The following is a 16,980-nucleotide window of genomic DNA, read 5'->3' as shown; positions in this document are numbered from 1 at the left end:
CTAATAATGTTATTCATTATAGAAGTTTGAAATTGACTGCAGAGCGGGGTTAATTAACTCTGCAGTCGGCTTTCAATTATTTATTTAATACATAACCTAGGGCTTGGATTTTTCCGTCTGGGGTGTTTTCGAGGTAAACACCTTGTAATTCAGGGGAGAATCCGGGTAATAAGTTGATGCCTTCTTCAAGGGCTAAGAAATAACGTTGTACCGCGCCGCCCCATATTTCACCTGGGACCACACATAACACCCCTGGTGGGTAAGGCAATGCACCTTCTGCGGCAATGCGTCCCTCAATTTGTGACAGTGGCACTAACTCCACTTTGCCACGGATAAACTCGAGGTTGGCTTCCTGTGGATCCATCACTTTGGTTGGGAAATGCGCCTGACGGAACATTTCTTTTTGCAGTTGTTTTACGTCATGGTTGACATAAAGGTTATGCATTTCTTGGCACAATTGACGAATGGTATAGTCTTTATAACGGGCTTTATTGGCGTTATAGACGTTAGGTAATACTTCAGATAATGGCGCATCTTCGTCGACTAATTTCTCGAAGCGAGATATTTGCGACACTAAGTGCTGCATCTTTGCCATATCTTCCGCAGGCGTCATCAGGAATAAAATCGAATTTAAGTCGCACTTCTCGGGAATAATATTATTTTCACGTAAGAAGTTAGCCAAAATAGTCGCTGGAATACCAAACTCAGTATATTTACCGGTTTCGGCATCGATACCAGGCGTGGTTAATAGGAACTTACAAGGGTCAACGAAATATTGGCCTTTTTCGTAACCATCGAAGGAGTGCCATTTTTGTCCGGGTTCAAACTCGAAGAAACGTAAATCATCAGCCATTTGTTCCGTTTGATAATCCTGCCATGGGCGTCCCTCGATCATACTAGGGATAAATGGCTTGATATATTTACATTTTTTGAGCAGTAACTTGCGAGCTTCGATACCGGCTTTGACCGCTTCACGCCACAGATAACGGCCGCTGGCGCCTTCGTGCATCTTAGCGTTCACATCCAATGCGGCAAACAGCGGATAGAAGGGGCTGGTAGAGGCATGCATCATAAAGGCGTTGTTGAAGCGTTTATGGTTGCAATATCTGGCTTGGCCTTTGATATGTGAGTCTTTTTTGTGAATTTGCGAGGTTTGTGAGAAGCCAGCCTGCTGTTTATGCACTGACTGAGTCACGATAATACCGGGATCTTCAGGTGTCAGTTCGAGCAGCAGAGGCGAGCAGTCATTCATCATAGGAATAAACTGCTCATAACCAACCCAAGCTGAGTCAAACAGGATGTAATCACATAGATGACCAATACGATCAACGACTTGGCGAGCGTTGTAGATAGTGCCGTCGTAGGTGCCCAGCTGGATAATGGCTAAACGGAATGGACGTTGTTCATCGGCACGCTCAGGCGCAACGGTGCGGATCTGCTCTCTTAAATAAGACTCTTGGAAACAGTGGGCGTCGATACCACCAATAAAGCCGAAGGGGTTACGGGCGGTTTCTAAATAAATCGGTGTTGCACCGGCTTGAATTAACGCGCCATGGTGGTTGGATTTATGGTTGTTACGGTCGAATAATACCAGGTCGCCCTTCGCCAGCAGTGCGTTGGTCGCCACTTTGTTTGAAGAAGAAGTGCCGTTGAGCACAAAGTAGGTTTTATCGGCGTTAAAGACCTTAGCCGCGTATTTTTGTGCATCCAGCGGCGCGCCTTCGTGGATTAATAGATCGCCGAGTTTAACGTCGGCATTACACATATCTGAGCGGAAAATGGTTTCGCCAAAGAAATCGAAAAATTGGCGACCCACAGGATGTTTACGGAAGAATTGACCGCCCTGATGGCCTGGGCAGGCGAAGGTGGAGTTGCCCATTTCCACGTATTTTTTCAGTGTGCCAAAGAAAGGCGGTAATAGGGCTTGCTCATATTTTTGGACGGCGGTTTCGACCTGTTTGCCATAGAAATCGGTATTGCTACCGCAGAGTTCAAATACCCCGGTAATAGAAGAGCAAATATCATCTGGGAAGGTTTCTTCACAACAAACTGATACGAAAATAGGCAGTTTCAATCCGGTATTTTTAATTTTCTCAACAATACCATTTCTAACATCATCAACAGAGACTACAGCCGCGCCCACATCGCAAAAATCTGTGGTTAATACATTGACGACTTCTCTGTCTATTTCAAAACATGATCTAACAGATAAGCTGGCGGCAACTTTTAATGATTTCATCGTTAATTTCCCTTTTACTTTAAAAAGTTTTGGATACAACTTGGCCTATACCTAATTAAAAAATATTAATGGCATTAAATTAGATATGGCTATTCCGTGTGCAGATATGATGAGGCTATAAATCGTCCAAGAATAAAATAGAGATATTTATTCCGAGAGAATTATTTGGCCGCAGCTTGGCTGCACTGACTAAAGAATGCTTTGATTTAGATGCGAGATAATAAACCTGCAAAAACAGTACGATAAGTGTATGCGCTTACAAGGGTAATACCACTTTAGACCTGTTAATTGGCCTACTATCCTACGCGAAGATTAGCGAAGGAAGATGTATGAATGGTCGAAATAGTCGCGTTGGCTAGGCATCATGATATGTCTAGTGCGCCGGATATGTGCCATGATTTTTGATTTCCTCTTCATATACAACTCCATTATGAGATTAGAGAAAATGATTGATACGTTTTATTACGGTATGGAGTTTATCTATGTGTTATCAATAAAAATATGATCTGTGTCTTATTTTTAATTAACTGTAATTATTTATTTCACTATTTTCTATCTATTTAAATACAGTCAATCATCCTTAAGTATCATTATCTAAATAACGAAAGTAAATGTTGTCAAATTAATTTAAGAATCAAAAACTGCATAAATTAATAAAGGGTAAATATCTAATTTCGCTCTAATCACTGTATTAATTCATTTGGTGTTTTATAAAGTACGGCATATTTGAATAAAAATGCAGATAAAGTCTTTACAAAATCACTTGAGTGCTTAAAGATGACAAAAAGTCGACACTTTTTCTCAATTTTGAGCATTTAGGGAAGAAACTTGGCGTTTTGAGGCAGGTTTATCACTTAAGACTGACGTAAATTAGCCCTGTTACCTAAAGGAGATAAAGATGATGTATTTACATAAGTGGATAGTCGGAGTTGGGTTATTAACGGCGGCATTCGGCTCGGCGCAGGCCATGACCTTATCGAGTAAAGATATTGGTGAAGGTCAGCAATTATCGAATCAATTTGTTTTTAATGGGTTTGGCTGTAATGGTGAGAATCTTTCTCCCGAACTCACTTGGAGCGACGCCCCCAAGGGCACAAAAGCCTATGCGGTGACAGCCTATGATCCCGATGCGCCTACAGGCAGTGGTTGGTGGCACTGGGCCGTTTACAATATTAACGGCGATCAACAACAGCTAGCCCAAGGTGCGGGCTCTAAAGCCAATGCATTACCTAAAGGAGCGATTGCGCTAAAGAATGACTTTGGCACCACCGAATTTGGTGGCGCTTGCCCGCCGCAGGGGCATGGCATGCACAGATATATATTTACTGTGTGGGCGCTAGCCTCGCCATTAGCGTTACCTAAAGAGGCATCTCCTGCGCTATTAGGCTTTATGCTCAATGCGCAGGCCTTAGGCAGCGCTAAGCTGACCGCTGTGTATCAGCGTTAATAGTGCAGGGCTGATGCATGATCCGCATGTTTGAATACGACTCTAAACTGGCGCAGTCACTTTCGCGGGTGCCAGTGCATCAGCCCTCGATTATCCGCGTGATCCAAGGCGAGAAGTCGCTGCTCTGGCAAGATGATGCCCTCGCCGTGAATGCTGAGCAGCTATTATTGCTACCCGCCGGAAGCCATATTAGCTTCGTCAATCGGCCGATGAGTGGACGCTACCGAGCGGTGCAACTCCTCTTGCCCTATGAGTTGCCCTCGGGCGTTATGCTGGCGGCGACCGACAGGCAGATACCTAAACCCACGCAAACGATTTCCCGCTCGGTCGATTTTGCCTGGAATGCGCTATTGCACAGCCTGACCTTGGCGCTACCCACGTCGGTGCAGATGCATTATTTAGCCGCCTTGCTACTCAGTCTGCCGCAGCAAGCGAGCGTTAATTGGCTCTACAGTCATAAACCTGCGAATGTGAGCCAAGCTGTGCTGGGCTTATTGGGGCAACATCCTTCAGCCCCATGGCAGCAAGAGGAAATCGCCGACAAGTTGTATATGAGCAGTGCCAGTTTAAGACGTAAACTGGCGCAGGAAAACACTAGTTTTAGGCAATTGCTCGCCGAAGTGCGTTTGTGTCAGGGCTTAACGCTGTTGCAAAACTCTACGGATTCCGTGCTGCAAATCGCACTGGCCTGCGGCTATTTATCGGCAGAAAAATTCTCGGCGCGCTTTAAACAGGCCTTTGGCCTGACACCCGCCGCGTATCGCCGTACACTGTGAGCTACGTTAATCGTCATTACAAGGAGTCGACATGGCAGAAGAACAATTCACTGAGACTGGTTTTTGGAACAAAATTAAACTGTTTGGTCGCCAAGCTGGGCGTGAAGTGGTTGAGCGTGCCCTGTGGCTTTATTATGCGGCGCAAAAGCCCAATACGCCTAAGTGGGCCAAGTCGGTGATTTTTGGGGCCTTGGCTTACTTTATCTCGCCCTTGGATGCGATCCCGGATTTGACACCTTTGGTGGGCTTTACCGATGACTTGGGCGCCTTAGCGGCGGCGCTCACTATGGTTATGCTCTATATTGATGATGAAGTGAAATCCCAAGCGGCGGATAAGTTGGCGCTGTGGTTTGGTGATGAGCCCGCTGAGCCTAAGCCTTAGTCGCGAAAATGGTGGCATCTTTTAGGCTAAAAATATGATTTTATTAGTGGTTAATGAATAGGCTTTACCCACGTTTTTTAAGGGTAAAAATATTTTTTGTGAAACGTTTCACTATTGGTTAATTGCGCTATATGCTAGCGCTGTTTTGTGAACCCATTGTGTGTGTTTAGGCAATTAAATGAAAAATATTATGGCGGTGATCCTGTGGTTTTTAGGAGTCTCTGCCGCCACCCCCGTGTTCGCCGATAAGGCCTCGCCAGAACAACTCGCCCGCCTGTACCTCGATTTTATGGCTCAGACCAGTCGCCAGAGTGAAGCCCTGTGGCCAGGATTTCGTCTCGACGATAAAGTGCATCTCTTCAGCTATGCAGGCAATGTGTGGTTACGCCAACCCGGCGGTGAAATTATCCAAGACAACAGCGTGTTAGAGTCGGTTAACTTGCACTCTGGGTTGTCGATTAACTTTGGTTTCCCGCAATATCAAGGGCAAGCGGGTGTGCTTATCCAGCTCGAGTCGCCCACGATTCAATTCGATAGCACGACTAAAACCGCCGATTTACCTTTTGTGATTTGGGCTGGCAACAGTGTGCACGAGGCGTTTCATTTTTATGCCCAATCCGAGTGGCGAGTGTTAGAGGATGCGCGTCGATATGAAGGCGAGGTTTATCCACTTAACCTAGATGCTCGCTATTACCGTTTACAACTGTTTAATGCCTTGATGGCGGCCTTAAAACAACCCGAGCAGCAGGCGCAGTATTTAGGCTATGCCGCATACTGGCTACAAGTGTGGCGGCAAACGGCGCTTAACGAAGATAAAGTCAGTTATGTAAATGACTTAGTCGAAGGCAGCGCGCGCTATGTCGAGTTAATCGCAGGTGCGCGCTTCTTAAGTCAAAACCAGTCCTACCTCGGCTATCAGCAAATCCTGTTGCAGTACGTGCAGGATTATTATCAACAACAGCAAATGCTTGGCGGCTGGACCGCCGAGGCTGAGAATATTGGCGCGCTGGCTGGAATATTGCTCGATAGCACTCAAGATGCCTATGTGTGGAAAGAGTCAGTGATGTCGGGCATGTTGCCCGTGGATTTACTGCTGAGCCGAATCAAGCCGATTGCTCCGCCCGTTGCCCAGAATATGGCGCAGAAGAAACGGCTGCAGGACATGCTGGCCTACTATCCGGCGACGGAGCAAAAACTGACCCAGTTACTTAAGGATGTGCAAGACCCGAAAGTGCCGTTATTGGTGATGCCGAGTGTGAGCGATAGCAGCAGTTTTATCGACGTGGGTGAGGTGCGTTCTGGGTTTTATGTGGTGCCCTATCAAGAAGAAATGACCCAAGCCTATTTAGGTATGAGTTCACAATTCAGTAACTTAAATGTGAGTGGTAGTCCGTTGTTGGATGTGCCATTACAGAATTATTGTGAGGGCATTGAAGCCGCAACTCTGTTACCTTTGGGGTTCACCTTTCAGCGCGAAGGTCAGTATTTGGTGTTCAATGAGCCGGAAATCCATGGCACCATCCGGGTTTCTGCAAGTGTTGTTGAGGGAAGAACCCTCTACTGTGCGATGAATTAATATGAGAAAAAATCAGCTCGAATTTACCTACATGCGCGGCATCGCGATTATTTTTATCGTGCTTGGCCACAGTATTTATAACTCTGGGGAAGGGTTTCCGTTATTGCTGGAAAATTTACTCAGGGGGGGCACGGCGTTGTTCGTGTTTATCTCTGGCTATTTTTTCCATCGGATTTTTTATAAGGACTTCGATTACGGCAAGTTTATGAAGAATAAAGTGCAAAACGTACTTTATCCCTTTTTGGTCGTCTCTGCCGTTGGCTTGTTCTTCTTGTGTTTACGTTGGTTTTTCTTGGAACATCAGTCGCTTGATAAGCTACTGTTGAGCGTTTTCTACACCGTGCGTAACGGCTATATCCTGTATCCGCACTGGTATATCCCTTTTATCATGGCGGTGTTTTTATTCTCGCCAGTGTTTTTGTGGTTTATCCGCTGCTCGCAGCAGATGCGTTGGACCCTATTCGTGCTGAGTTGTGTGGTGGCGATTCTGCTCCACCGACCCATAGGTAACGTCAACTTTATCCACTCGGTGGTGTATTTTATGCCTTTCTATTTGATTGGTATTTTATATTCCCAAGATGAACATATTGTGACGCGCTATGGCTCGATTTTCAGTGCGTTAGCAGTGATCTTCCTGATTGTGAGTCTGGTCGAGCAAAGCTACATAGTGCAGCACATTGGTAACTACCATAAGGCGCCGTTTGAATATAACGGTATCGACTGGCAGTTTATCCAAAAGCTGAGTCTGTGTGTGCTAGTGCTTAACTTCTGTGATTGGTTGTCGAAACGCAGCCGCATTCCTTGGTTAGTGGAAACCGCCGAGATGAGCTTTGCAATTTTCTTCATCCACCCGTTATTCGACATGTTGTTTAATACGGTCGCCACTGTGTTGCGTTATCGCTTACCGCCAGGGTCTTGGGTCACCAGCATCCTGTTCTCGGCGGCGATTTTTACCTTCCTGATGGTGGGCAGTATTATCACGGCTCGCTTTATCAAAAAACGTTTAGGCAACCGTTCACGCCTGTATATCGGTTGGTAACGCCTCTAAGCTAAACAGGGGAATTAAGTTTAAATTTATTCCCCTGTGTTAGCGTGTTTTTCATCGAATTTTCCATGGAAAACATAATGAAAACTATCACCCTATCACGCCTTGGAATCGTCGGCCTTATGCTGGCGACGCCAGTATTTGCCAATGCGGCAACCGAACCTACACTTGCCATGGTGCAAGAGACTTTCTTCAATCAATTAGCATCCCATTGCGGTAAAGCCTTTGCGGGTAAAGTAGTGTCAACGGACAGTGCAGATGCGGCTTTTCGTGATAAAGCACTGGTGATGCATGTGCGCGAATGCAGTGATACTGAGCTGAAAATCCCGTTCCATGTGGGTGATGACCACTCCCGTACTTGGGTGATCACGAAAACGACTCAAGGTTTAAGGTTAAAGCATGATCACCGCCATCAAGACGGAACGGAAGATAAAGTGACTATGTATGGCGGCGATACGGCGAGTGTCGGCAGCAGCCAAAAACAGTCATTCCCTATCGATCAGGCATCGATTGATAACTTTATGCAGAACGGCCTGACCCAGTCAGTCACCAATGTGTGGCATATGGAGGTTACGCCTAGTACCTTCAGCTACCTGCTGACCCGCGAGAATCGTCATTTCCAAGTGGATTTTGATTTGAGCCAACCGCAGCCGTTGCCGCCAGCCCCTTGGGGACATGAGTAAGCGCAATCGAGGATAAAAGAAAACCTCCTAACCCTGTGGGATTGGAGGTTTTTTTATGGGGACGACACGACTAAAGCTTAGTTGCCTCTGGGCTCGAAGGAGAAGGATTGTCCCGCCAGCGCCGCTTCAAACATTAATCCACCCTTGGCAACGGTAAATACCGCCATACCATTGATATAGGCGGCAGTTGCCGATTGATTACCACCCGCTTGGCCTGCGCCTGCCGAGTTGCCTGTGGTGCCTGCTTTAGCATTTGCGCCCATGTTAATCGCAACAGCCGAGGCCTGTGCATCGAACTCGAAACTGCCACTGGTGAACTCGTTGTAGGATTTGGCATCCTTAAAGAAGATGATTTCGCTATAGGCTTGTCCGCCTAGCTGAAAACCAATGGAGAGCTGGGTCAGGCTAGAGTCTCCCATATATTGACCTGCTTGAAAGACGCGACCTTTGCCGTAGGCTGCACCAATACCAATTCCGCCTTTACCGACCGTAGGGAAGAGGGCATAACCATAGGCGGTATCAAAAAATTTGCGGGTTTCCTTTGCTTGGTGAAAATTATTTAAAGCCTCGGTGTAGCTATCGTCGGCCTGAGCTGCGGGTGCCATAAAGCTGGCAATCAGACAGGTTGATGCGACGATAAGGGATAAAAATGATTTCATGGCGTTCCTCCTTAATGCTTAGGTTCCATCAGACTACCTTTTGTTTTAACAAATGACAGCCTAAAGCTGCATTTGTGTCAGCTCGGGTTCAGTTTATTCAGTGTGGCATATTGCCAGTTTTGATTACTCAGTGCTGATTTAGTTCTGTGGCTTTGGGGGCGTATCGGTCGATTTTTCTTTGTTATCGGTCGATTCCTGCTGCAGTTGTTGCAGGAATTCAAACTCTTCGGGCGTGAGTATTTCAGAAGATTGAGGCTCTGCCTTTGGCTGTGGGGCCGACATATGTCCTCTTAGATAGGCGGTGCGGGTGATCTGCTTGAGGCCATAAGCTGCCAGCAGGTAAAAACTTAACAGCAGGCTTAAGCGTGGCAGCGCGTGGGATAGGGTCGAGAGTGAATCCCCAAGATAAAAGGGGAGCACTACCACAAATACCCTTAACAACCAGTTAAATAGCATGGCTAAGGTCAGGCCGAACAACCAGCGGAAACGGATCAGCTTTAAGGTTTGCTGCGGTGCATCGTTATTCTGTTGCTGGCGCAGTTTATGCCGTTGGAACAGTCGCCAAAGCGCAACAAAATAGGTTGCCGTTTGGATAAACAGCAGTAGCGGTAAGGCCAGACTCCAGTGGCTGAAATCGATATCTTGCCGATATTTAAAGAATTCCGCCTGAAACCAAATCGCATTTTTGTGTAGATTCAACCGCACCGCGATATCAATCATGGCCAAGCATAAGGTGACTAGTGCTGGCCAATAATGCCGCGAAAAGCCAATGGGTGAGGTGTTTTGCTCTAGACTGCGTTTGCAGTAGAGGTATAGCAGCGGCATGAGTAAGAAGTAAATCGGGGTGATCAGGTTAAATAACACATGGATAGGGATCGGCGTGTTATCGCGGTTGAGCATGCCCGTCAGGAAGTACAAGCCGATAAGACTCAAGAAGCCAGCAAGCAGTTTTTGGTTATTGTTTGAGTGGTAGAAGTAGCGAATATAAATAGCTAGCGCGAGGCAATGTAAGCCACCAAATAAGGATAACCACCAATAGGCTTGAGCAAAAAACGTATTAAATTCGTTCATTTTAAGCACCTCGACGCCTTGTTATAACAGGGAATTTCGAGGTGCAAAAGTGTTACTAAAGGTTTTTCTGTGAAATTGCGATGCGTTGATGGCGATTAGATGCCGCCTCGGGTACAGATGCGGGTACTGGCTGACGCTCTGCCAGTAAGTGTTTGATTGCGCGAATGGGATGCGGTAACAGCATTCGTGGGCCAGCGAAAATCATGATCTCTTTGACCTGCGCCTTTTGCGCCGGTTTATAGCAGTGCACTGGGCACTTATTGCAGGTGGGTTTATCTTGTCCGTAGGGGCAACGATCGAGGCGAACGGCGGCATACTCTAGCAGCGCTAAACACTCTTCACACAGGCCGGATGCCGTTTGGCCTTGGTGCTTAGCTTTGCAATAAATCTTCGCCATCGCGCTAATGGTTTCATGTTCGTAGCGCAGTTTACCTGTGAGTAGTGCCGCTGAGTCCATGGGAATACCTTAGTCTGTTACTCGGATAATCCCATCATAAGCAGCGGCGCGGGCTTGTTCAAAATTGAAGTGTCAATTTATGAAGGTGCGCACAAAATGAGACTTTAAATATGCATCACCTTATCGGCGGCCAGCGTCCAGCGAGTGAGATCCTGTAAAGTGCCAATTTCGGCACCTTCGAGCAACATCTCGGGGTTAACACCCCGCGCTTGGGCGCAGGTTTTACAGAGTAAAATCGGGACTTGCTGAGCGCTTAGGATCTCAAACATCTGTTGTAGGTTGTAACTGAGGTCTGGAGTCGTTTGATGCTTAAGGGCGCCAAACACCGCATCTGACATTAAAAAGATTTTTAAATCAACTTGTTGCTCGGTTTGGTCCTTCAGCGCCAACGCGATACGTAGGCTATTGAAGAGCTTTTCAGTGCCATAGGGGCTAGCGTGGGCAACGATCAGAATGTTTTGCATTAGGCTTTCCTTAATTTTTGCAAATGGTCATAAACCCTAACAGTCTAGCCGAATTGCGCCTATCGATTTGCGTGCAAGATCTGATAAAACGGCATAAATACTTGATTTACACAGACACTATGGACTTTAATAGCGGTTAATCTCTGCTCAACTTTTGGACAGAATCCCTTGTCAGCTTCAGGTTATTGAGTCGCCCTGGCAAGCCAACTGCAATCGCTTCTGATGGGAAGCAGCCATTAAAGGTGAAGAAGAATGAAGGTCGTTGTCGTTTTTATACTGATCGCTATCGGAGTGTTTTTATTTCGTCGTGCCCAGCGCTTGGCGAAGGAAGAACAAGAAGCAATGATGGCGAAGAAATCAACCGAAAAGACAAGGGATACAAGCGCTTCGCCCGATGAGGCTGAACCTACGCCTGACATTGCTCCTGCTGCGGCGAACGAGTCAGCAGCTGCTTCTGAGGCTAAAGCACCCGAAGTTGAATTAATGCCAAGGGACGTTGAGCCGGCGAGTCGGGTCGAGATAAGCGAAGATATTATCGATGTCGACCTCCCAGCCGCTAGTAATGAAAAGAGTGTGATTATCCTTGCCGATGTCCATTCTGCCGATGCCGATAAAGACTCTGCAATCCCTAAGGATGAAGCTCCGGTCACCCAGGCGAGTGAGGCCCAAGAAGAGCCGGTAGTCGTCGACACCCCAGTTAAGGCTAAAGAAAGCGCCGAGAGTTCGCCTGAGGTGGCAAGCACTCGTTTGGCAAAAGACGAACCACTTGCAGCACTAAGTTCATGGGCGAATGTGACCCTGCAACGCGCAGTAGAAGAATACCAAAGTGCAGAGACGGCGCAGGCGCGCTATAACGCGTTACAAAACGTGATTGCCGAGTGCTACAAGCAGCGAAAATCGCCCGAATATTTAACCTATGGTGCAGCGCTGCATGGGTTGTATCTTGCGTTATTCCACAGTGTGAATGCCGAAAAGTCCAAAGATCTTGAGCTTAAAACCCCTGGTTTTATGCAGCTTGCGACCTTGTTAAACGATACCCAAGACTTTGATAAAGCGATTGCACTCTGCCAAGAGGCGATCAAATTTGGTTTAACCGATGGCACAGTCACGGGATTTGAAGGGCGAATTAGCCGTATAGAGAAGGCGCAGGCGAAAGCGGCAACGGCCTAAGGTCGTTGTCTGCTTGCGATTGTAGGATTCTAGCCTTTGGCGCTCCAACGCGATTAACACTGCGCTTGAGATACCCTTAGCCGAAAAGCGGTTATTTAACCGAGTAAAGCCGTGTAGAATCTTGATACTTACCGCGCAAAAGGCGAACTAAGGTTCGCTTTTTTTATGGGCTATTTTTATGAAGTGTGTTGCGAGCTGTTTTAACCGAATCGGCAAAATGAAATTATCCTTGGCCATCTTGTTTGCCAGCCTCAGCCTTGGCTTGAGTGGTTGCACTAAAACCCCAGAATGGACGTTATTCTATTATCCTACGGCGACCTCACTGCCAACGACGCCATTACAAACCGATGATATCAATGGTTATTACGACACTCTCGAACAATGCCAACGCAAAGCCCAAGGGTTACAACGCTTAACGGGATCGGGAGTGAGCGGCTTCGAGGCCAGCGGCGCCGGCGTCTATCAATGCGGCCTGCAGTGCGAGTTTAACGACAAGTCCGTGCTCATGTGTAAGCAGCTCGTTCAATAGGGAAAGCATTGATGAAGTTTAAACAGGATTTTTTTACCCAGTTGCCTGAGTTTTACGCTCAAGTCTATCCACAGGGGATAAGCAATCCCCATTGGCTGGCGTGGAGCGAGGATGCCGCCAAGTTAATCGACTTACAGCAGCCGACGGATGCCTTATTGCAGGGATTATCGGGTAACGCGGCCGTTGAGGGCGCAAGTTATTATGCGCAGGTGTACAGTGGCCATCAGTTTGGTGGCTATACGCCTAGATTAGGCGATGGTCGCTCGATTATTTTGGGTGAGGCATTAGGTCCCCAAGGCGCTTGGGATGTAGCACTCAAAGGCGGCGGGCCGACGCCCTATTCTCGCCATGGCGATGGCAGAGCCGTGATGCGCTCTGCGGTGCGGGAGTTCCTTGTCTCCGAAGCACTGCATCATTTAGGTGTGCCGACGACTCGAGCCCTGGCGGTAATCGGCTCTGATATGCCCGTCTGGCGTGAGAGCCAAGAAACCGCAGCCATTACCGTACGTTTGGCGCGCAGCCATATCCGTTTTGGTCATTTCGAATTTTTCTGCCATAGCGAGCGTGGCCAAGCCGATAAGCTCACGCAGTTACTCAACTTTACCTTGAGGCAGCATTATCCACATTTGAGCTGCGATCTGGCGGGCTATAAAGCCTGGTTTTTGCAGGTGGTGCAAGATACCGCTAAGCTCATCGCCCATTGGCAGGCTATCGGCTTTGCCCACGGGGTGATGAATACCGACAATATGTCGATTCTGGGAGACAGTTTCGATTTTGGCCCGTTTGCCTTCCTCGATACCTTTCAAGAAGACTTTATTTGCAATCATTCCGATCCAGAAGGGCGTTACGCCTTTGGTCAGCAGCCCGGCATTGGCCTGTGGAACCTGCAACGTTTAGCGCAGGCGTTGACGCCTGTGATCCCATCCGATGATCTAATTGCCGCCTTGAATCAATATCAACATGCTCTAGTGCAGCATTATTTGATGCTGATGCGCGCTAAGTTAGGGCTCGCTGCACGAGCGGATTCGACAGCCGAGCAGGATCAGCTGGACTTAGAACTGATTGGCCGCTTTACCGTGCTGATGGAGAAAAATCAGCTGGATTACAGCAACACGTGGCGCCGCTTCGGTCAGCTTGACCCTAGCAGTGTGCACTCTTCGCTGCGGGATGATTTTATCGACCTCAAGGACTTTGATGCTTGGTATCAGACCTATCAGGCGCGGCTGGGTAAAGTTGCCGATGTTGAGGCATGGCAACAGGCGCGTAATAGCGTCAATCCCAAGTACATTCTGCGCAACTATTTGGCTCAAGAGGCCATTATTGCCGTGGAGGAGGGAAATCTTGCGCCGCTAGAGCGTTTGCATCAAGTATTGCGCCAGCCGTTTGCCGAACAAGTTGAGCATGAAGATCTGGCCAAACGTCCACCCGATTGGGGACAAGGGCTGATTATGTCGTGCAGCAGTTGATGGAAGTAAAGATGAAATTAGAAGCCATTCAGTTAGATAGAGCCGCGTTAAGCTTAAGTGTGAGCGGCGATATCGATTTTGACCATTTCGAGGCCTTTGCCGAACCATTAGCCCATGCCTTAGACTGCCGAGTGCGCGAGCGCCAATGGGGCGCTGATCGCCATCAATGGCTATTGGAGTTTGAGGGCACCTCGCTTTGGCTCAATTATGAGTTTTACGGCAATATCTGTTGGCTGAGTGTGGAACGTGAGGCCGATTTTGAGGTGCTGGAATACCTTGCCACACTGTTAAAGTCCTATGTATGAGAGAGTCGCAATGAGCCAAGATAAGTTAGCCCCATCTCAGGGTGTCGTTGATGATGCGCATTCGGGCGCAGCCTTTGACTTTCAAGCCTTAACGCCGGATTTGATTTTAGATGCGATCGAGAGTCTTGGGGTGTATCCAGAGACAGGCCTACTCGCGCTCAATAGCTACGAAAACCGCGTGTATCAATTTCGCAGCGATGAAGGGCAACGCTATGTGGTGAAGTTTTATCGCCCCGATCGTTGGACCGATGCACAGATCCAAGAAGAACACGACTATGCCATCGCGCTTGCCGAGCAGGAAATCCCAATGGCGGTGCCCGCATCTGTGCAAGGGCAGACCTTACATCATTTCCATGGCTTTCGGTTTGCACTGTTTCCCTCCATCGGCGGTCGTCCCTTCGAGGTGGATAATTTAGAGCAGTTGGAATTTGTCGGGCGTTTTATCGGTCGTATACACCAGTACGGTGTTCAGTCGACGTTTAAGGCCCGTGAGCCACTGAATCCCCAGATCTTAGGCGATGAACCTTTAGCCTGGTTAAAGCAGTCAGACTTAGTGCCAAGCACACTGCGCCCCGCGTTTTTTACCGTGGTGGAGCAAGTGTTGGCTAAGGTGAATCAGCTTTGGGCGCAGCAATCTTTTACGCCCATTCGTCTGCATGGGGATTTACACCCGGGGAATATTCTTTGGACACCCGATGGGCCTGGGTTTGTGGATTTAGACGATGCCCGCATGGGACCGGCTATTCAAGATTTATGGATGATGCTGACGGGCGATAGAGCGCAGCAGCAACTGCAACTCGAGGTATTACTCGAGGCCTATGAAGAGTTTTGTGAGTTCGATACTCGGCAGTTGGCGTTGATTGAACCCCTACGCGCATTACGGATGGTGCACTATAACGCTTGGATTGGCAGGCGTTGGCAGGATCCTGCTTTCCCTATGCATTTCCCCTGGTTTGGGGATGAAAAGTATTGGGAGCAGCAGATCTTGGCTTTTAAGGAGCAACTCGCGGCACTCGATGAACCGCCGCTGAGCCTGATCCCCTACTAAATGTGTGAACAGGGTGGAATTACGCACCTCTTAGCCCAAACCGATTGAACTCTCGGCTTGAGTTACACTCAAAAAATGAAATATGTTAGGCTCCAGCTAGTTTTGAAAATTGATTTAAGGAAAATTCATGAAAAAAGCATTACTTATGGTGGCAGCGCTGTTATTGGCTCCATTAACTGTATCGGCAGTTGAGTACAAAGAAGGCGTACACTACACAGTGATTAATGACGGCCCAGCGACAGCTAAGCCTGAAATCACCGAGTTTTTCTCTTTCTATTGCCCACATTGCTTCAACTTCTCTAAAACTGTGGTGCCTAAAATTTTGGCTGAGAAGCCAGAAGGTGTGGCATTCAATCAAGCACACGTAGACTTTATCGGTAAGGAAATGGGCGTAGAAATGTCACGCGCCTTTGCCGTTGCACACCAATTGAATGTGGACGAGAAAATGGATGCGGCTCTATTTTCTGCCATCCATGAGAAGAAACAACACTTCACTAACCGTGATGACGTGCGCGCCTTGTTCGTGGCTAACGGCGTAGACGGCAAGGCCTTCGATGCGGCGGCTGACTCTTTTATGGTGAAAGCGCAAATGGCGAAGATGAAGCGTGATACCGAAAACGCGAAGATTTCTGGTGTGCCTGCCTTGGTGGTGAATGGCAAGTACCGCGTCGAAACCGGTGCAATCAAGTCTTACGATGAACTGTTAGATATCGCTTACTACTTAGCCAAGAAACAGTAATGATCACCAGATTGCCGTCGTTTTATCATCATTTTGTAATCTAACTGATTGATACTGCGAGCATAAAATTAAAGGAGCCTAGCGCTCCTTTTTTATTGGCTGAAGCTTGAGCCCTTGGTAGTGACAGTTAAACTCGCCGCTTGCGGACTTAGGTGTTTGGCAAAAAAGAGTAAAAAAAAACCGTACTTCCGATAATCGGAAAGTACGGACTTGAGCCAGAGGGCTCATTTTTACCCTGAGTAACCTGGCTAATCTAACGATGCGTCAAAATAATGTCAATAGTCAATTTTTTGACTATTGTTTATTGTGAAATAAACTGAACTGATTATTTAATTAAATCATTTGGTTAAGCTGTTTGAATTGTAAATCTTGAAAAAAATCTATCAGAGATGAAACTCAATAGGTAATGCTTCTGTCAAACAACTGTAATCAATAACAACAAGAATGCATGTAGGGGGTTGTATGAGAGTTTTCCCTGTATACGCACCGAAGCTTATTGCAAAGCATGCGCGTATTTTTCTCACTGGCGTGATATGGGTTAAAGACTTAGGTCGATTAGAATTTGAAAAGGGGCGTTTTTTATTGCCAAGAAAAAGCCTGCCAAAAGTGAAGCAGGCTATCTTAGAGCTGAACGAACTGATTGAATCGCAGAATCATCAAACTAAAACAGCTTAGATTTCACTGTTGAGCAGGCCAACAAGTCCAGTGACTTTGTCGTTCCAAGAAGCGAGTTCTTGTTGCAGTTGTTGGTTTTGCTCAGATAATTGTTGATTTTGCTCATTCAAGGTCGACGTCTTTTGCTTCTCTTCCTCTAGCTCCATTTTTAGAAGCTCGATAGTTTCGAGTGTAGCCTGGATCTTGGTTTCCAGTTTGGACAGTAATTCAAGGCTCATCTGGAGAGTCCTATAGTTTCTGGATGGGACT

Annotated in this window: 20 protein-coding genes; 13 read left to right on the top strand and 7 right to left on the bottom strand. The window is 47.3% G+C overall.

From position 1 onward, the window contains the following. Nucleotides 1-76: 76 nt before the first annotated feature. Both speF and speFL read right to left on the bottom strand, forming a co-directional pair. Nucleotides 77-2,239: an ornithine decarboxylase SpeF gene (gene speF / locus K0H59_RS19430; RefSeq protein ID WP_220054092.1), complete on the bottom strand. Its 2,163-nt coding sequence runs from the start codon at nucleotides 2,237-2,239 to the stop codon at nucleotides 77-79. 312 nt (nucleotides 2,240-2,551) lie between these two features. Beyond that, nucleotides 2,552-2,635 carry a leader peptide SpeFL gene (speFL, locus tag K0H59_RS21390; RefSeq protein ID WP_227499260.1) on the bottom strand — a complete coding sequence of 28 codons (84 nt, stop codon included), beginning with the start codon at nucleotides 2,633-2,635 and terminating at the stop codon, nucleotides 2,552-2,554. A gap of 502 nt (nucleotides 2,636-3,137) precedes the next feature. On the opposite strand from speFL, the gene K0H59_RS19420 reads away from it, so the two are divergent. The 6 genes from K0H59_RS19420 to K0H59_RS19395 all read left to right on the top strand — a co-directional run bounded on the left by K0H59_RS19420 (nucleotide 3,138) and on the right by K0H59_RS19395 (nucleotide 8,148). Then, nucleotides 3,138-3,686 (top strand): YbhB/YbcL family Raf kinase inhibitor-like protein, encoded by a 549-nt coding sequence (locus tag K0H59_RS19420; protein WP_220054091.1) that lies wholly within the window; start codon nucleotides 3,138-3,140, stop codon nucleotides 3,684-3,686. 17 nt (nucleotides 3,687-3,703) lie between these two features. After that, complete coding sequence (locus K0H59_RS19415; protein ID WP_220054090.1) at nucleotides 3,704-4,462, top strand: helix-turn-helix transcriptional regulator; 759 nt, start codon at nucleotides 3,704-3,706, stop codon at nucleotides 4,460-4,462. A 31-nt stretch (nucleotides 4,463-4,493) separates the two neighbouring features. Beyond that, on the top strand, nucleotides 4,494-4,844 hold the full coding sequence (locus K0H59_RS19410) for a YkvA family protein (protein WP_011718601.1): 351 nt from the start codon (nucleotides 4,494-4,496) through the stop codon (nucleotides 4,842-4,844). A 178-nt stretch (nucleotides 4,845-5,022) separates the two neighbouring features. Continuing rightward, entirely contained in the window at nucleotides 5,023-6,420 is a 1,398-nt protein-coding gene (locus tag K0H59_RS19405) for a hypothetical protein (RefSeq protein ID WP_220054089.1), read from the top strand. 1 nt (nucleotide 6,421) lies between these two features. Beyond that, nucleotides 6,422-7,459: an acyltransferase gene (locus K0H59_RS19400; RefSeq protein ID WP_220054088.1), complete on the top strand. Its 1,038-nt coding sequence runs from the start codon at nucleotides 6,422-6,424 to the stop codon at nucleotides 7,457-7,459. A gap of 86 nt (nucleotides 7,460-7,545) precedes the next feature. Continuing rightward, nucleotides 7,546-8,148: a hypothetical protein gene (locus K0H59_RS19395; RefSeq protein WP_408733567.1), complete on the top strand. Its 603-nt coding sequence runs from the start codon at nucleotides 7,546-7,548 to the stop codon at nucleotides 8,146-8,148. Between the two features lie 77 nt (nucleotides 8,149-8,225). Here the strand turns inward: K0H59_RS19395 and K0H59_RS19390 are convergent, their stop codons facing one another. The 4 genes from K0H59_RS19390 to K0H59_RS19375 form a co-directional block, all read right to left on the bottom strand. Further along, nucleotides 8,226-8,807 (bottom strand): lipid-binding SYLF domain-containing protein, encoded by a 582-nt coding sequence (locus K0H59_RS19390; RefSeq protein ID WP_011624854.1) that lies wholly within the window; start codon nucleotides 8,805-8,807, stop codon nucleotides 8,226-8,228. A gap of 138 nt (nucleotides 8,808-8,945) precedes the next feature. After that, on the bottom strand, nucleotides 8,946-9,878 hold the full coding sequence (locus tag K0H59_RS19385) for a hypothetical protein (RefSeq protein ID WP_220054086.1): 933 nt from the start codon (nucleotides 9,876-9,878) through the stop codon (nucleotides 8,946-8,948). Nucleotides 9,879-9,933: 55 nt separating this feature from the next. Beyond that, a complete protein-coding gene (locus K0H59_RS19380) occupies nucleotides 9,934-10,335 on the bottom strand; it encodes a nitrous oxide-stimulated promoter family protein (RefSeq protein ID WP_011718580.1) in 402 nt (133 codons plus the stop codon). A gap of 104 nt (nucleotides 10,336-10,439) precedes the next feature. Continuing rightward, nucleotides 10,440-10,799 carry a DsrE/DsrF/TusD sulfur relay family protein gene (locus K0H59_RS19375; RefSeq protein WP_086903021.1) on the bottom strand — a complete coding sequence of 120 codons (360 nt, stop codon included), beginning with the start codon at nucleotides 10,797-10,799 and terminating at the stop codon, nucleotides 10,440-10,442. A gap of 252 nt (nucleotides 10,800-11,051) precedes the next feature. Here K0H59_RS19375 and K0H59_RS19370 point away from each other — a divergent pair, with 252 nt between their 5' ends. The 7 genes from K0H59_RS19370 (at nucleotide 11,052) to K0H59_RS19340 (ending at nucleotide 16,731) form a co-directional block, all read left to right on the top strand. After that, a complete protein-coding gene (locus K0H59_RS19370; protein ID WP_086903022.1) occupies nucleotides 11,052-11,969 on the top strand; it encodes a hypothetical protein in 918 nt (305 codons plus the stop codon). A 217-nt stretch (nucleotides 11,970-12,186) separates the two neighbouring features. Continuing rightward, nucleotides 12,187-12,498: a hypothetical protein gene (locus tag K0H59_RS19365; RefSeq protein WP_176370303.1), complete on the top strand. Its 312-nt coding sequence runs from the start codon at nucleotides 12,187-12,189 to the stop codon at nucleotides 12,496-12,498. A gap of 11 nt (nucleotides 12,499-12,509) precedes the next feature. Beyond that, a complete protein-coding gene (locus K0H59_RS19360; RefSeq protein WP_220054085.1) occupies nucleotides 12,510-13,964 on the top strand; it encodes a YdiU family protein in 1,455 nt (484 codons plus the stop codon). An 11-nt stretch (nucleotides 13,965-13,975) separates the two neighbouring features. Beyond that, nucleotides 13,976-14,269 carry a DUF3630 family protein gene (locus K0H59_RS19355; RefSeq protein WP_086017278.1) on the top strand — a complete coding sequence of 98 codons (294 nt, stop codon included), beginning with the start codon at nucleotides 13,976-13,978 and terminating at the stop codon, nucleotides 14,267-14,269. A 10-nt stretch (nucleotides 14,270-14,279) separates the two neighbouring features. Continuing rightward, entirely contained in the window at nucleotides 14,280-15,317 is a 1,038-nt protein-coding gene (locus K0H59_RS19350; RefSeq protein ID WP_220054084.1) for a serine/threonine protein kinase, read from the top strand. A gap of 127 nt (nucleotides 15,318-15,444) precedes the next feature. Further along, a complete protein-coding gene (locus K0H59_RS19345; protein ID WP_086903027.1) occupies nucleotides 15,445-16,056 on the top strand; it encodes a thiol:disulfide interchange protein DsbA/DsbL in 612 nt (203 codons plus the stop codon). A 462-nt stretch (nucleotides 16,057-16,518) separates the two neighbouring features. After that, on the top strand, nucleotides 16,519-16,731 hold the full coding sequence (locus K0H59_RS19340; protein WP_011624366.1) for a DUF1107 domain-containing protein: 213 nt from the start codon (nucleotides 16,519-16,521) through the stop codon (nucleotides 16,729-16,731). Here the strand turns inward: K0H59_RS19340 and K0H59_RS19335 are convergent. Next, complete coding sequence (locus K0H59_RS19335; protein ID WP_086903028.1) at nucleotides 16,728-16,949, bottom strand: cell division protein ZapB; 222 nt, start codon at nucleotides 16,947-16,949, stop codon at nucleotides 16,728-16,730. The genes K0H59_RS19340 and K0H59_RS19335 overlap by 4 nt on opposite strands. Nucleotides 16,950-16,980 lie beyond the last annotated feature (31 nt).

This window comes from Shewanella sp. FJAT-51649 (genome assembly GCF_019457435.1).
Taxonomy (GTDB): Bacteria; Pseudomonadota; Gammaproteobacteria; order Enterobacterales; family Shewanellaceae; genus Shewanella; species Shewanella mangrovisoli.
The sequence above is the reverse complement of the archived record's forward strand: the minus strand, read 5'-3'. Positions and strand labels throughout refer to the sequence as shown.

What these genes read in the sequence shown, in the direction of transcription:
- K0H59_RS19375 (WP_086903021.1), bottom strand. Translation starts at nt 10,799, where the DNA reads ATGCAAAACATTCTGATCGTTGCCCACGCTAGCCCCTATGGCACTGAA.
- K0H59_RS19350 (WP_220054084.1), top strand. Translation starts at nt 14,280, where the DNA reads ATGAGCCAAGATAAGTTAGCCCCATCTCAGGGTGTCGTTGATGATGCG.
- K0H59_RS19355 (WP_086017278.1), top strand. Translation starts at nt 13,976, where the DNA reads ATGAAATTAGAAGCCATTCAGTTAGATAGAGCCGCGTTAAGCTTAAGT.
- K0H59_RS19385 (WP_220054086.1), bottom strand. Translation starts at nt 9,878, where the DNA reads ATGAACGAATTTAATACGTTTTTTGCTCAAGCCTATTGGTGGTTATCC.
- K0H59_RS19395 (WP_408733567.1), top strand. Translation starts at nt 7,546, where the DNA reads ATGAAAACTATCACCCTATCACGCCTTGGAATCGTCGGCCTTATGCTG.
- speFL (WP_227499260.1), bottom strand. Translation starts at nt 2,635, where the DNA reads ATGGCACATATCCGGCGCACTAGACATATCATGATGCCTAGCCAACGC.
- K0H59_RS19345 (WP_086903027.1), top strand. Translation starts at nt 15,445, where the DNA reads ATGAAAAAAGCATTACTTATGGTGGCAGCGCTGTTATTGGCTCCATTA.
- K0H59_RS19410 (WP_011718601.1), top strand. Translation starts at nt 4,494, where the DNA reads ATGGCAGAAGAACAATTCACTGAGACTGGTTTTTGGAACAAAATTAAA.
- K0H59_RS19360 (WP_220054085.1), top strand. Translation starts at nt 12,510, where the DNA reads ATGAAGTTTAAACAGGATTTTTTTACCCAGTTGCCTGAGTTTTACGCT.
- K0H59_RS19340 (WP_011624366.1), top strand. Translation starts at nt 16,519, where the DNA reads ATGAGAGTTTTCCCTGTATACGCACCGAAGCTTATTGCAAAGCATGCG.
- K0H59_RS19335 (WP_086903028.1), bottom strand. Translation starts at nt 16,949, where the DNA reads ATGAGCCTTGAATTACTGTCCAAACTGGAAACCAAGATCCAGGCTACA.
- K0H59_RS19420 (WP_220054091.1), top strand. Translation starts at nt 3,138, where the DNA reads ATGATGTATTTACATAAGTGGATAGTCGGAGTTGGGTTATTAACGGCG.
- K0H59_RS19365 (WP_176370303.1), top strand. Translation starts at nt 12,187, where the DNA reads ATGAAATTATCCTTGGCCATCTTGTTTGCCAGCCTCAGCCTTGGCTTG.
- K0H59_RS19400 (WP_220054088.1), top strand. Translation starts at nt 6,422, where the DNA reads ATGAGAAAAAATCAGCTCGAATTTACCTACATGCGCGGCATCGCGATT.
- K0H59_RS19370 (WP_086903022.1), top strand. Translation starts at nt 11,052, where the DNA reads ATGAAGGTCGTTGTCGTTTTTATACTGATCGCTATCGGAGTGTTTTTA.
- K0H59_RS19380 (WP_011718580.1), bottom strand. Translation starts at nt 10,335, where the DNA reads ATGGACTCAGCGGCACTACTCACAGGTAAACTGCGCTACGAACATGAA.
- K0H59_RS19405 (WP_220054089.1), top strand. Translation starts at nt 5,023, where the DNA reads ATGAAAAATATTATGGCGGTGATCCTGTGGTTTTTAGGAGTCTCTGCC.
- K0H59_RS19390 (WP_011624854.1), bottom strand. Translation starts at nt 8,807, where the DNA reads ATGAAATCATTTTTATCCCTTATCGTCGCATCAACCTGTCTGATTGCC.
- speF (WP_220054092.1), bottom strand. Translation starts at nt 2,239, where the DNA reads ATGAAATCATTAAAAGTTGCCGCCAGCTTATCTGTTAGATCATGTTTT.
- K0H59_RS19415 (WP_220054090.1), top strand. Translation starts at nt 3,704, where the DNA reads ATGATCCGCATGTTTGAATACGACTCTAAACTGGCGCAGTCACTTTCG.